The following is a 13,323-nucleotide window of genomic DNA, read 5'->3' on the forward strand; positions in this document are numbered from 1 at the left end:
CAGTGGGCGTCACTACCGGCCGTTCGCCAGCTAGAATCAACGCGGTTCCCTTCAGCCGACGGGACGTCCTTTGTTCCGCCGACTGGAGAGAGCGCGTGGAAGCAGCCGTACATTTCATCAACAGCATCATCTGGAGCAAGGCGCTGATCTTCATGTGCCTGGCGGCGGGCCTGTATTTCAGCGTCCGTACCCGCTTCATGCAGCTCCGCGGCTTCTTCGAGATGTGCCGCCTGACCGTGGCCGGTGAGAAATCCGACGCCGGCGTCTCTTCATTCCAGGCGCTGGCCATGTCGATGGCCGGCCGCATGGGCATCGGCAACATCGCCGGCGTGGCCACGGCCATCGCCTTCGGCGGACCCGGCGCGATCTTCTGGATGTGGGTGATGGGCTTCCTCGGCGCATCGACGTCCTATATCGAATGCACGCTGGCGCAGATCTACAAGACCAAGGATGCCGAGGGCAGGTATCGCGGTGGCCCGGCGTACTACATCGAAAAGGCCATGGGCCTGAAGTGGTATGCGATGGCCTTCGCCCTGGCCACCATTGTCGCGGCCGGCTTCCTGATGCCTGGCGTGCAGGCCAATGCCATCGCTGACAGCATCATCAATTCCTGCCGCGGCAGCTCGCTGTGCGGTCCGCTCGATGGCCAGGCGTTCGGCATGGACCAGGTGCAGGCGCTGAAGCTGGGTATCGGCATCGTCGTCGCCCTGCTGCTGGGCGTCGTGATCTTCGGCGGCGTCAAGCGTATCGCCAGCTTCGCCGAAATCGTGGTGCCGTTCATGGCCGCCGGCTTCATCCTGATGGCGGTCACCATCATGATCCTCAACGCGGATCGCGTGCCGGAAATGTTCGGCATCATCTTCGACAGCGCGTTCGGTACCCATGCCGCCTTTGGCGCGATGATGGGTCTGGCCGTGGAGTGGGGCGTCAAGCGCGGCATCTACGCCAACGAGGCAGGCCAGGGCACCGGTCCGCACGCGGCGGCGGCATCGGAAGTCTCCCACCCGGCCAAGCAGGGCTACGTACAGGCTTTCGCGGTCTATTTCGACACCATGATGGTGTGCACCTCCACCGCGTTCCTGATCCTCGCCGCCGGTACCTACAACGTGTATTCGCCCGTTGCTGGCGCCGAGCCGGTGTTCCAGGGACTGGCGGGGATCGCCGAAGGCGCCGGCTATGCACAGGCCGCCGTGGAAAGCGTGATCCCGGGCTTTGGTGCGGCCTTCGTTGCGGTGGCGATCTTCTTCTTCGCCTTCACCACGATCATGGCCTATTACTACATGGCCGAGACCAACCTCACCTACCTCAACAACAACGCCAAGCGTCCGCTGACGGTGCTGGCCCTGCGCCTGGGCATCATCGGCATGGTCATCTTCGGTGCGTTCCACAACGCGCAGCTGGCCTGGGCGCTGGGTGACATCGGCGTGGGCCTGATGGCATGGCTGAACATCGTTGCCATCCTGATCGTGCAGAAGCCGGCGATGATCGCGTTGCGCGACTACGAGCGACAGAGAAAACTGGGCCTGGATCCGACCTTCGATCCGGTCGCATTGGGTATCAAGAATGCCGATTTCTGGCAGAAGAAACAGGAAGCTGCGTAAGTGAACAATCCTTGGAACAACCGCCGTCCGTCCGCGCGTCCGCCGCGTGCAACGCCGCTGCCGCGTACCGAAGCACCGGCGCCGCCGGGCGGTGGGCGCGGCAACACCGATGAGCTGCGGCTGTTCGGCGTCAACGCGGTCCTGGCCGCATTCAACAAGCGGCCGCAGGCGGTGCGCAAGGTGTACCTGCTGGAGGCGCTGATCCCGCGCATGCAGCCGCTGCTCAAGTGGTGTGTGGCCAATCGCGTCGGCTACCGCGTGGTGGAAGACGGCGACCTCAACAAGCTCTCCGGAACGACCCATCACGAAGGCATCGTCGCTGACGTGCAGCGCTCGCCGATGCTGACCCTTGAAGCGTGGCTGCAGGATCTGCCCGCAGGACCTGCGGTGGCGCTGTGGCTTGACGGGGTAGGCAATCCGCACAATCTCGGCGCGATCCTGCGTTCTGCGGCGCACTTCGGTGTGGCCGGGCTGCTGTTGCCGGAAACCAGCACGTTGGGCATATCAGGCGCGGCCGCCCGCGTTGCCGAAGGTGGGGCGGAATCGGTTTCGCTGGTACGCCTGCCGGCTACCGCCGAGGCGATGCGGATGCTGCGGCAGGCCGGCTTCGGCTTGGCTGCTACGGTGGTGGACGAAGGCACCAACGTGTTCGCCGCCTCGCTGCCGGACCGCCTGGTCTATGTGATGGGCGCGGAAAGCGAGGGCATGGACCGCCAGCTCGCCGCCGACTGCGATCAGCAGGTATCCATTCCCGGCACCGGTGCTGTTGAGAGTCTCAATGTGGCGTCGGCCACGGCCGTCCTGCTCGCACAGTGGGCAGGCGCACGTAATTCCTGATCCACCGGCCGGTGCTTTCCCTATGCCCCGGGTCGGGGCATAGGCGCAACGTGTAACAGCACCATCGTGTTGGCAGTCTGCAGGACGATGGCGTTGGCCGGTACATCCGCAGGGATGCACCCCACCGTGTGGGGTGGGGTGGTGCGGCGACCCGGCCGCGATGCGGCCGGGTACTTTTTCAACGCCTGTGGCGCGTGTCAGTGTCGGCAGGAGCCGAGCGGTCAGCCTTGGTTGGACGCCTCGTCCAATGCCGCCAGCGAGACCGCCACCGGTATGCCCTGCAGCAGCAGATAGTTCGCGTCGAACGGCGCGAGCAGTACCTGCACGCATGCAATCGACTGCTCTGCTGCCTCCCAAGCCGGCAAGTACTGCGTCTGCCAGACCGTGAGTCCGCTGCGCTTGAAGTTCTCCTGCAGGAACACGATGCGACTGGCCAACGTCGTACCCACCGTACCTTCGCGCATCTGGCCGAATGGCACGTGGTCGACGCTGGCACAGGAGATCACCTCCTGCAGGTTCTGCAGCGCGAACTGGCGATGTTCACCCTGCAGGAGCGGCACGGACCCCTGCCGGCCCTGAGCGGACACGGCATCCCCATCATGGCGACCGGGCGTCCAGGCACTGCCCTCGTGCTGCTGCAGCAGGTGCCGCAATGCGCGCGTCGCTGCGTGTTCCGGGCTGATGCCCGCGCCGGCGGCCACGCACCAGGCATCGGCCGTCGGTCCTTCCGCGCATGCCAGATAGGTCGGCACCGTGCCCTGGCCGGCGATGTCGAACAGGTGCACCGGGCTGCCTTGGCGCTTGGTCGTGGTTTCCCACAGCGCGCGGATCTGTGCTGGCAGGGTGGCGTTATCCACGCGACGCAGGTAGCGCCGCTGGCGCAGGCCGATGCCCTGCACCGCGAAGCGTCCCAGCGCCACCTCTTCCTGGGCCGACAACATGCCCTGCAGCAGGGCTTCGTCCTGGGTCGCCCCCGCCGCCACGCTACGGTTGCTGCTATACCGTCCCAGCAGCGTGTAATCGAAGTCGTCATGGACCTTCGTCGGCGAGGATCCGCGCGTCACGTCGTGCAGGTACTGGGCATTCACCAAGGCGGTGGGCACCGGCAGCGAGCGGCTTGCATTCACTTCATGGAACAGGGTGGTCGCGATGCTCGCACGCGGCTGCTCGGCGATCACCGGCATCAGTTCGGAGAATGCCTGCTCTACGCCTGGCAGCGTCAGATAGTCGCTCGCCTTGCACGTCACCATGCGTGATGTGTTGGCGTAATCCGCATGAAGCAGCTGGGCGATGGCCGGGAAGAGGGCGCTGCGCAGGGCTTGCGCGTGATCCATGCCGGATCCGCACACTTCGATGTCATGTCCGATACGGGCACGCGTCTGCAGACGGACTCTCTCCAAGTGCAGCCCCTGCGTGTCCAGACAGATCTGCTCATGGTCCAGCTTCATCGCGGCGATCAGCTCGCTTGCCGCGTTGTTGGCCACAGCAAACGGAATCTCGTTTTCCAGCCCGGCGACGTCTGCGATCGGTGAGCTGCAGAGGGGCAAAGGACGTGCATTCATTGGTGCGCTCCTGAAGATATCGAGTGGCTGCCTGCATCCGCGGTACGTTGCTGACGTGGGGTCATTGGACGTCGGCGGGGCCAGGCAGGCAGCGGGGTATGCCTGGCACCGACGATGCTGCGTCCGTCGTCATGTCGCAGGGACACTCCGGCCTGACAGCTTCAGGCGCGGTTTGCCAATGTGCGCGACGACAGACAGCGGCTTGCGTCGCAACCGTTCCTGATCGACGGCGAAAGAGCTGCTTGGGTCAGAAAAACACGTCTGTCGGGGGGAGCAGAAATCTGCATTCGAATGGCGAACCGGGTCGAGCGGGACGTCGGGCAATGCGTCATTTCGTTTTTTTCTCATTGCTGTGGCCGATCACGCTGGGCAACGTGGGGCCCACCCACCGGCAGCAAGGAAACACGCAATGAGTATCGAGTCGGCAACAAGCACGATCGTTGCCCTGGTATGGAGTCCCTACCTGGTCGGCCTGTGCTTGGCGGCCGGTCTGTACTTCAGTATCCGGACACGTTTCATCCAGTTGCGTGCGCTGCCGCAGATGCTGGCGCTGATGTTCCAGCACCGTGGTTCCGCGGCGGGCTTGTCGCCCTTCCAGGCGCTGAACATTTCGCTGTCCAGCCGCGTCGGCGTCGGCAACATCGCGGGCGTCGCGATGGCCATCGCGTTTGGCGGGCCGGGTGCGATTCTGTGGATGTGGGTGGTGGCGTTCTTCGGCGCATCCAGCGCCTTCATCGAGTCCACCCTGGCCCAGATCTACAAGGAACGGGACAGCCAGGGCCACTACCGCGGCGGGCCGGCCTACTACATGGAAAAGGGACTGGGACAGCGCTGGTACGCGCTGGTCTTTGCCCTGTGCACCGTCGCGGCAGCCGCGATGCTGGCCGGCACCCAGTCCAACGCGATCGCCGGTGCGCTCAACGAAGCATGGGACGTGCCGGTGGCCGCGACGGCGGTGGCGGTGGTGTCCCTGCTGGGGCTCATCATCTTTGGCGGCGTGCGCCGCATCGCGGTGGTTACCCAGTGGGTCGTGCCGGTGATGGCCATCGCCTATCTGCTGGTTGCACTGGTGGTGATGGTGATGAGCTACGAGCGCATTCCGCAGGTGATCGGCCTCATCGTCCGCAGTGCCTTCGGCGTTGACGCTGCCTTCGGCGCGATGGTGGGCGTGGCCATCCAGTGGGGCGTACGCCGTGGTGTGTTGTCCAACGAAGCCGGCATGGGCAGCGGTGCACATCCTGCTGCGGCCGCCGAGGTCTCCCACCCGGTCAAACAGGGGCTGGTACAGGCTTTTTCGGTCTACATCGACACCATGGTGGTCTGCAGCGCGACGGCCTTCCTGATCCTCTCCACCGGTCTGTACAACGTGTACGATCCCGCGGTGAACGGCGTGCCTGACGAAGCGCGCATGCTGGTCGCCAATCTACCCGGGATGGAGGCAGGGCCACGATTCGTGCAGCATGCCGTGGAATCGGCGTTGCCGGGCTTCGGCAAATCGTTCGTCGCGCTGGCGATCCTGCCGTTCGCGTTCACTACGATCCTGGCGCTCTACTACATGGGCGATACCAACATCAGTTATCTCTGCCGGAACAAGCCGGCGGCCTGGGTGGTCAACGCCTTCCGACTGACGTTCCTGGGCATGGTGGCGTATTCCTCGCTGCACAGCGCGACCGTGGCGTGGACCCTGGGCGACATTGGCGTGGGGGTGATGAGTTGGTTGAACATCATCGCCATCCTGCTGCTGCAGAAGCCCGCGTTGGCCGCGTTGCGCGATTACGAGAAAAGCCGCAACGCAGGCATCGACCCGGTGTTCAACCCGCGTGCGATAGGGTTGAAAAACGCACCGTTGTGGGAGCATCCGTAGTCAGGTAGAGCCGGCTTCAGCCGGCTGCCGTTGGCGCGGTCCTGCACCGCGTGGCCGCTGCGCTCGCCGACCGTGGGTCGGCGCTACCGGGGGGCGATCCGACACCGCGTGGCCGCTGCGCTCGCCGACCATGGGTCGGCGCTACCGGGGGGCTGTCCGACACCGCGGGCCGCTTCGCTCGCCGACCATGGGTCGGCGCTACCGGGGGGCTGCGTGGTCCGGTGGATCACTCGTTCGGCGGAACGGTGGCCTTGGCTTCGCTGCCGAATGTGCCGTCGGCATCGGCGGCCAAGTAGGCCATCACCGTGTACGCCGCGACGTTCTGCGCCAATGCCTTGGGGTCGATCTTGTCCAAGGTATCGTCGGCCGTGTGGTGCAGGTCGAAATAGTCCGTCCCGTCCTGCGCCAGCCAAGCCCATGCGCCGCCCTTGGCCGCAAGCGGGCCGATGTCCGGACCCGGGCCGCCCTTGTCGGCGGCGTACTCGATACCCAGCGGCTTCAGCACCTCGGCAATCTGCCGCGTGGCATCGCGCGAGGCGTCCGGGTTCGGCGAACCGGTGTTGAAGGCGTAGATGCGGCCAGCGCCGAAGTCACTCTCGGCAGCCAACTGGTGCCGCACGACATCCTTCGCGTGCGCCTCGGCATACGCCTTGCCGCCGTAAAGACCCTGTTCTTCATTGGCAAACGCGACGACGCGGATGCTGCGCTTCGGTGCCTGCTTCAACTGGCCGATCAAGTGCCCGGCGGCCATGGTGATGCCGACGCCTGCGCCGTCGTCCACCGCGCCCGTGCCCAGATCCCAGGAATCCAGATGGCCCCCGATGACGACCACTTCCTTCGGCAGCGAGCGCCCGGTTATTTCGCCGATGACGTTGTACGAGGTCGCCGTTCCATCCCAGCCGCAGTCCAGCGCCAGGCTGACCGTGGTGCTGCCCCGTGCAACCAGACGTGCCAACTGGTCGGCGTCAGGCACCGACAATGCCGCCGAAGGGACCGGCTGCAGGCCATCGTCATAGCGGGTGATGCCGGTATGCGGCACACGGTGCGAATCGGTACCGGCGGAGCGCATCAGGAAGCCGACCGCGCCCTTGCGAATGGCTTCGGACGGTCCCTTGCTGCGGATGGCGCCGCCACGACCGTAATCGCGGCCGTCGCGGAACGGCAGCATCTGGTAATCGACGAAGGCGATCTTGCCCTGCAGCGATCCTGCGGGCGCAGCCTGCAGCGCAGCCAGATCAGCGAAGCGCACCACCTCGGCCTGCACCTTGCCTCCCGGGCTGCCGCCGAGGGCGGTAATCGTCAAAGGCTGTGCGTGCGCGCCCACCACCGCTGCGTGCTCACTGCGGCGCTCCCATTTCGGGAACGTCACCGGTTCCTTCCACACCTTGTCAAAGCCGAGCGCCTTGAATTTGGCTTCGGCCCAGGCAACGGCGCGCGCGTCTGCCTCACTGCCGGCAATGCGCGGACCGATCTCGGTCGTCAGCGATTCCACCACTTTCCAGCCGGTGTCGTCGGCCAGGGCCTGCTCCCGCAGTTCAGCAGCGGTACCCAGCGAGGCGGGGGCCAGCGTGGTGGTATGCGGGGCGGCGAAGGCCGGTGACGCGAGCAGGGCAAGGGAAGAGGCGAGGGCAAGGACGCGGCGACGCATGGACGACTCCAGCAGGGGCATAAGCGTCCGAGCTTAGCAGTGCCGCCGCCCCGCGCATGGGCCCTAGGTCATGGCCATGGGAAATGGCCAGATGAGGAAAAGGGCCAGGTCCGCTCCGGCGGGAGGACGGGCCTGGCCGTGTGCCGCGATCAGTGCTTCAGGTTGTCGCGGATTTCGCGCAGCAGCAGCACTTCTTCGGACGGGCCCTTGGGCGCGGCTTCCTTCTTCTTCGACATACGGTTGATGAACTTCACGACCAGGAAGATGGCAAACGCCACGATCACGAACTGGATCAGGGTATTGATGAAATCACCGTAGCCGATCACCACGGCCGGGATCTCCGTCCCGTCAGCCGCCAAGCGAGCAGGCGCCAATGTCCACGCCAGGTCGGAGAAATCAACCTGGCCGATCACCCAGCCCAGTGGCGGCATGATGATCTTCTCGACCAATGCGGTAACGATCTTGCCGAAGGCCGCACCGATGACAACACCGACGGCGAGATCGATGACGTTGCCACGCGTTGCGAATTCCTTGAACTCACTGATGAATCCCATGGAGATCTCCTGATAGGGGGGCTGACTGCGAAAAATCCTATCGCAGGCAATGTCAGCCGGCGATGACGCCATGGCGTTCGCCGACATTTTCCAATCGTGCACTGAAACGATCACCGGGTTTCAATGCGGCCACGCCGGACGGCGTCCCCATGAATACCAGGTCGCCTGCGCGCAGCCGCCACAGCTGCGACAGCTCATGCAGAATTTCCGGGACGCTCCAGATCATCTGGTCCAGCAGCGATTGCTGGCGTACCTCGCCGTTGATTTCCAGCGACAGGTTCAGCGCGGCGAGGTCACCGACTTCACCGGCATGCACGATCTCGCTGATCGGCGCCGAGGCGTCGAACCCTTTCGCGGTGTCCCACGGGTGACCCTTCTGCTTGGCCGCGGCCTGCAGGTCACGACGGGTCAGGTCCAGGCCTACGGCATAGCCGTACACCAATGCCTGCGCCTGCTCGATGGGCAGCACGCCTTCCGGCGCATCGCTGCCGATGGCAACGACCAGCTCTACTTCGTGGTGAAGGTCGGAGGTGGCAGGCGGGTAGGGGATGACATCATCGTGGCCGACCACGATGGCGTCGGCAGGCTTGCTGAAGAACATCGGCCGACCCCGCGCCGCGGCATCGGGAACGACGGCGCCCATTTCCTTTGCGTGGTCGGCGAAGTTGCGCCCTACGCAATAGATGCGGTGTACGGGGAACGTGCCGCCACCGACAACCGGGATACGGGGAACAGGATGGGCGGGAATTACATCGGTCATGCGCGCGTCCTAACGATCAGGTCGTCGCAGTGTAGCGCCGCGCCCGGCGAACGTGGCGCCTGCTGGGAGAGGCAGCGCTACGCCATGCCTTATCGAGCGGAGCGGCCTGTCAGTGGGTCGGCAGCGCAGGCTTGCGGACCACGCGGTACTCGCCTTCCACCACGGTGGCATCGGCCACGCGGGTGGGCGCCTTGCGCTGGGCCAGCAGCTTCCACGCCAAGCCGGCAAGGATCATCGCTGCACCGACGAAAACACCCACGAACACCATCACACCCAGAATGGCGACCCCAAGCAGACCCACCGCAACGCGCACCAGCGGGTGACGCGGCTTGCGCGGCGCAAACAGAGTGCGGAATTGGCCGAATTGGAAGGTGCGGTTGATCATGGGTAACTCACTTGGCTGAAATCAGCGAACAACCAGTATCAGGGCGATGCTTCGGCGCATGAGTGAAAAAATCGTTAAGTACGCCGCTCGTTCATTACAGATCAACGACTTGCATTCATGTAACAGCCAGCCATTTGGACAGGCATGCGACAATCAGTGCTTTCCCCGATGTAGAGTCAGAAATGACCGACCAAGCGCTCATCGCAGTCGACAAGATCACCGACGGTGGCTTCGCCGAGGCCGAGGTGGTGATCGACGGGGATGCCGAGTCGCTGGTGCTGTATCGCGAAGGCGACAGCGTGCGGGGGTTCCTCAACATCTGCCCGCATGCAGGGCGCCGGCTGGACTGGGCCCCCGGCCAGTTCCTGAAAAGCCGGGAAGGACACCTGGTCTGCGCCGCGCATGGGGCCTCGTTCGCGCTGGACAGCGGGCAATGCGTAGCAGGGCCGTGCAAGGGTGATCGATTGCGCGCGGTCGCCGTGCAGGTGCGCGACGGACATGTCTTCCTGGCATGAACCGCCCGGCGCGCCCGCCCGCACGGTAGAGCCGACTTCAGTCGGCTTCCAACAGCAGAGGTAGAGCCGACTTCAGTCGGCTTCCACAATGGCAGCCGACTGAAGTCGGCTCTACCACCAGCCCCCCCAGCCCAAGCCCGCCAGCAGCCAGCAGCCGACCCCAACCCCAATCCGGCTCAGAACATGATGTTGATCATCGCCACCACCACCATCGTATAGATCAACGACAGCGGTCCCCCCACGCGCCACAGCTCACGCGGGGTGTAATTGGCCGGTCCCATGACCATCGAGATCACCGGGTTCGACGCGGTCATCAGGTTGTTAGACGCAGACAACGCCACGATCAGCGCAAACGCGGTCGGGTTGCCCCCAGCCGCCAACGCAAGATTGACCGCGATGGGCACCATCACGATGGTCGCGCCCACGTGGCTGATCACCAGCGAGAACGCGGTCGTCAGCAACGCCAGCGCCACTTCCAGCACCCACACCGGGATGCCCTCGGGCAGTTTGTCGATCGTATGCCCCGCCACCCAGGCCGCTGCGCCGCTGGAATCCATCGCCCAGCCGAGCGGAATCAGCCCGGCCATCATGAATACCGTCTTCCAGTTGATCGATGCGTAGGCTTCGTCCATCCGCAGCACGCCGGTCAGCAACATGCCGGCCACGCCGGTCATCAGGGTCAGCGCCACCGGCAGGTTGGATGTCAGCGCGATCAGGATGGTCAGCGCGAAGATGGTCATCGCCAGCTTGAACTTGTGTGGCCGCTGCTCGCCCTTGGGGTAGTCGGTAACGATGACGAAATCGCGTCCGCGGGCGGCCTGCGCCAGATCGGTCCAGATGCTGTGGAAGACCAGCATGTCGCCGGCGCGCAGCTGCACTTTGCGCACGTCCTCGCGGATCACCTGCTTGTCGCGGTTGATCGCCAGCAGGCTCAGGCCGCGTTCCTTGCGCAGGCGCAGCTCGGCCGCGCTCTTGCCGATCACATCGGAGGTCGGCGGCACCACTGCTTCGGAAATGCCGGCGCGGCTGGGATTGAACAGATCGCCGAGGTGCTTCAATCGGGAGGACATGCGCAGGAACTGGTTCTGCGCGAAGTCACTGACCAGCCGCCGCGAGCCCATCACCCCGATCACGCTGCCCACCCAGATGCGCATCTCGGCCGGCGGTGCCAAGCGGGTGTCGTTGCCGGTCTTCAACGCCAGCAGCAGCGGCGCATCGTGCAGGGTTTCGGCTTCGCCCAGGGTCATGCCGACCATCGGACTTTCGGCGCTGACCACCAGCTCGAAGACATCGCCTTCGATGCCGTATGTCTTGGCGAAGTAGCTCTCCGTGCGCGCTGGCGTGACGCCGTCATTGGCCAGTGTTTCTTCTTCCACCAGCTTGCGGTTGCCGTAGAAGTGGAAGTACAGCAGCGAGGCGATCAGCAGCGCGACACCGATCGGCAGCGGCGCGAACATCCGCAGCGGCTCGATGGTGGCCAGACCGGAGGGCAGGTTGTTGTTGGCCGATGCCAGCAGATCGTTGAGCAGGATCAGCGGCGAGTTGCCCACCATGGTCAGCGCGCCGCCCATCACGATGGCCGCGGCGATCGGCAGCAGCAGCCGCTGCAGGGTCAACCCGGTGCGTGCGGCCAGGCGCGAGGCCACCGGCAGGTACAGCGCCATCACCGACGGGTTCTGCATGAAGGACGAGTTCAAGCCGGAAATGGCCGTGGTCATCAACAGCAGGCGCTGCTCCACCCCATGGCCGCGCCGCAGCAGCCACGCCGCCAGTCGGTTCAACGCACCGGTGCGGTCCAGACCCGCGCCGAGGATGGTCGTGGCGATGATGCTCATCACCGCGTTACCGGAGAAACCGGCGAAGATTTCTTCCGGCGCGATCAGGCCGGTGACGCCCAGCACGACCAGCACCACCAGCGCCACCACATCGGCGCGGATGCGGTCGAACAGGAACATCGCCATCGTGAAACCGACCAGCCCGAGGACGAGCTTCATGTCGGTTGTCAGCGTCAGCGCGGTTTCCATGGGGGACGCGTTCCGGTCAGCGTGGGGGAGGGTGGATCTTTACGTGCGGTCGTACAACAGATCCCAAACGCCGTGCCCCAGCTTCTGGCCACGGGTTTCGAAATGGGTCTGCGGCCGCCATTCCGGGCGCGGTACATGGCCGCGCGCACCGGCACGGTTGACCAGCCCATCGGTCGCGTCAAGCACGTCCCACATCTGCTCGGCGTAGTCTTCCCAATCGGTCGCGCAATGCAGGCGGCCACCTGGACGCAGCTTTCGCACCAGCAGGTCGGCGAAAGCCGGCTGCACCAGGCGACGCTTGTTATGGCGCTTCTTGTGCCACGGATCCGGGAAATAGATGCGCACTTCATCAAGCGCGCCATCGGCGATTTCCTTCTCCAGCACTTCCACGGCGTCGTGGTGGTACAGGCGGACGTTGTCCACATCGTCGTCAGCCAGCGCGTTGAGCAGGCGGCCGACACCCGGCGCATGCACTTCGATGCCGATGTAATCGCGGCTGGCGTCCTGCTGCGCAGCGAAACGCAGGGCAACGCCATTGCCGAAACCGATCTCGAGTACCTTGTGCGCATCGCGTCCGAAGGTGGTGGCCAGGTCGCGGACTTCACCAGTGAAGTCCAGGCCGAAACGCGGCCAGCGGTCATCGAACGCGCGCTGCTGGGCCGGGGTGAAGCGACCTTGGCGCAGCACGAAACTGCGGATCTCGCGGCGGCCTTCGTGCACGGTGAACGGCTTGGCGGGCGCCTTGGAGCCGGTACTGGAAAACGGGTCGGTCATCAGCCGATCAATCCATCAAGGGGGGAAGAGGCGCTGGCGTAGCGCTTGCGCGGAATGCGGCCAGCCAGGAAGGCCTCGCGGCCAGCTTCCACGGCCTTGCGCATCGCGCTGGCCATCAGCACCGGATGGCGGGCACCGGCAATGGCGGTGTTCATCAGCACGCCATCGCAACCCAACTCCATGGCAATGGCCGCATCGGACGCGGTACCTACACCGGCATCCACGATGATCGGCACCTTGGCATCTTCGATGATCTGCAGCAGGTTGTACTTGTTCTGGATGCCCAGGCCCGAGCCGATGGGCGCAGCCAGCGGCATCACCGCGGCGCAGCCGATCTCTTCCAGCCGCTTGGCCAGGATCGGGTCGTCGGAGGTATAGACCATCACCTCGAAGCCGTCCTTCACCAGGATCTCGGCCGCCTTCAACGTGGCCACCACGTCCGGGTACAGCGACTTCTGGTCACCCAGCACTTCCAGCTTGGTCAGGTTGTGCCCGTCCAGCAGTTCGCGTGCCAGCCGGCAGGTGCGCACGGCATCTTCAGCGGTGTAGCAGCCGGCAGTGTTGGGCAGGATCGTGAAACGATCCGGCGGCAGCACGTCCAGCAGGTTCGGTTCGCCCGGATTCTGGCCGATGTTCGTGCGGCGGATGGCCACGGTGATGATCTGCGCGCCCGCGGCCTCGGTGGCCAGGCGGGTTTCTTCCAGATCCTTGAACTTGCCGGTGCCGGTGAGCAGGCGCGAGGCGTACGTCTTGCCGGCAATCACCAGCGAATCAGAGGGGGCATGTTCGGTCATGTCGC

General features: G+C 64.9%; 12 protein-coding genes. 4 read left to right on the plus strand and 8 right to left on the minus strand.

The window, feature by feature from the left end; translation table 11 throughout:
- Window positions 1-95: 95 nt before the first annotated feature.
- Together ABRP17_RS12880 and ABRP17_RS12885 are read left to right on the plus strand one after the other, a co-directional pair.
- Window positions 96-1,601 carry a sodium:alanine symporter family protein gene (locus tag ABRP17_RS12880; protein WP_188326341.1) on the plus strand — a complete coding sequence of 502 codons (1,506 nt, stop codon included), beginning with the start codon at window positions 96-98 and terminating at the stop codon, window positions 1,599-1,601.
- On the plus strand, window positions 1,602-2,438 hold the full coding sequence (locus tag ABRP17_RS12885; RefSeq protein ID WP_349985743.1) for a TrmH family RNA methyltransferase: 837 nt from the start codon (window positions 1,602-1,604) through the stop codon (window positions 2,436-2,438).
- Window positions 2,439-2,659: 221 nt separating this feature from the next.
- Here the strand turns inward: ABRP17_RS12885 and ABRP17_RS12890 are convergent, their stop codons facing one another.
- A complete protein-coding gene (locus tag ABRP17_RS12890) occupies window positions 2,660-4,000 on the minus strand; it encodes a YcaO-like family protein (protein ID WP_349985742.1) in 1,341 nt (446 codons plus the stop codon).
- A gap of 409 nt (window positions 4,001-4,409) precedes the next feature.
- Between ABRP17_RS12890 and ABRP17_RS12895 the strand changes: the two genes are divergently transcribed.
- Window positions 4,410-5,864: an alanine/glycine:cation symporter family protein gene (locus ABRP17_RS12895; protein ID WP_349985741.1), complete on the plus strand. Its 1,455-nt coding sequence runs from the start codon at window positions 4,410-4,412 to the stop codon at window positions 5,862-5,864.
- A gap of 226 nt (window positions 5,865-6,090) precedes the next feature.
- Here the strand turns inward: ABRP17_RS12895 and ABRP17_RS12900 are convergent, their stop codons facing one another.
- The 4 genes from ABRP17_RS12900 to ABRP17_RS12915 all read right to left on the minus strand — a co-directional run bounded on the left by ABRP17_RS12900 (window position 6,091) and on the right by ABRP17_RS12915 (window position 9,211).
- The gene (locus ABRP17_RS12900) at window positions 6,091-7,512 is read right to left on the minus strand and encodes a M28 family peptidase (RefSeq protein ID WP_188326345.1); all 1,422 of its coding nucleotides are present in this window, start codon (window positions 7,510-7,512) and stop codon (window positions 6,091-6,093) included.
- Between the two features lie 149 nt (window positions 7,513-7,661).
- Window positions 7,662-8,066, minus strand: a complete 405-nt coding sequence (gene mscL / locus ABRP17_RS12905; RefSeq protein ID WP_188326346.1) for a large-conductance mechanosensitive channel protein MscL — start codon at window positions 8,064-8,066, stop codon at window positions 7,662-7,664.
- 52 nt (window positions 8,067-8,118) lie between these two features.
- Window positions 8,119-8,826 carry a fumarylacetoacetate hydrolase family protein gene (locus ABRP17_RS12910; protein ID WP_188326347.1) on the minus strand — a complete coding sequence of 236 codons (708 nt, stop codon included), beginning with the start codon at window positions 8,824-8,826 and terminating at the stop codon, window positions 8,119-8,121.
- A 109-nt stretch (window positions 8,827-8,935) separates the two neighbouring features.
- Window positions 8,936-9,211 (minus strand): hypothetical protein, encoded by a 276-nt coding sequence (locus ABRP17_RS12915; protein WP_188326348.1) that lies wholly within the window; start codon window positions 9,209-9,211, stop codon window positions 8,936-8,938.
- Window positions 9,212-9,393: 182 nt separating this feature from the next.
- Here ABRP17_RS12915 and ABRP17_RS12920 point away from each other — a divergent pair, with 182 nt between their 5' ends.
- Window positions 9,394-9,726 carry a Rieske 2Fe-2S domain-containing protein gene (locus ABRP17_RS12920; protein ID WP_188326349.1) on the plus strand — a complete coding sequence of 111 codons (333 nt, stop codon included), beginning with the start codon at window positions 9,394-9,396 and terminating at the stop codon, window positions 9,724-9,726.
- Between the two features lie 176 nt (window positions 9,727-9,902).
- Here the strand turns inward: ABRP17_RS12920 and ABRP17_RS12925 are convergent, their stop codons facing one another.
- Genes ABRP17_RS12925 through ABRP17_RS12935 form a run of 3 tightly spaced genes read right to left on the minus strand, consistent with a single transcriptional unit; the run spans window position 9,903 to window position 13,318 of the window.
- A complete protein-coding gene (locus ABRP17_RS12925; protein WP_188326350.1) occupies window positions 9,903-11,750 on the minus strand; it encodes an SLC13 family permease in 1,848 nt (615 codons plus the stop codon).
- A 39-nt stretch (window positions 11,751-11,789) separates the two neighbouring features.
- Window positions 11,790-12,524 (minus strand): tRNA (guanosine(46)-N7)-methyltransferase TrmB, encoded by a 735-nt coding sequence (gene trmB / locus ABRP17_RS12930; protein WP_192081523.1) that lies wholly within the window; start codon window positions 12,522-12,524, stop codon window positions 11,790-11,792.
- Entirely contained in the window at window positions 12,524-13,318 is a 795-nt protein-coding gene (locus tag ABRP17_RS12935; protein WP_349985740.1) for a thiazole synthase, read from the minus strand. The genes trmB and ABRP17_RS12935 overlap by 1 nt, the downstream gene beginning before the upstream one ends.
- Window positions 13,319-13,323 lie beyond the last annotated feature (5 nt).

It is taken from the genome of Stenotrophomonas sp. WHRI 8082 (assembly GCF_040223995.2).
Lineage (GTDB): Bacteria > Pseudomonadota > Gammaproteobacteria > Xanthomonadales > Xanthomonadaceae > Stenotrophomonas.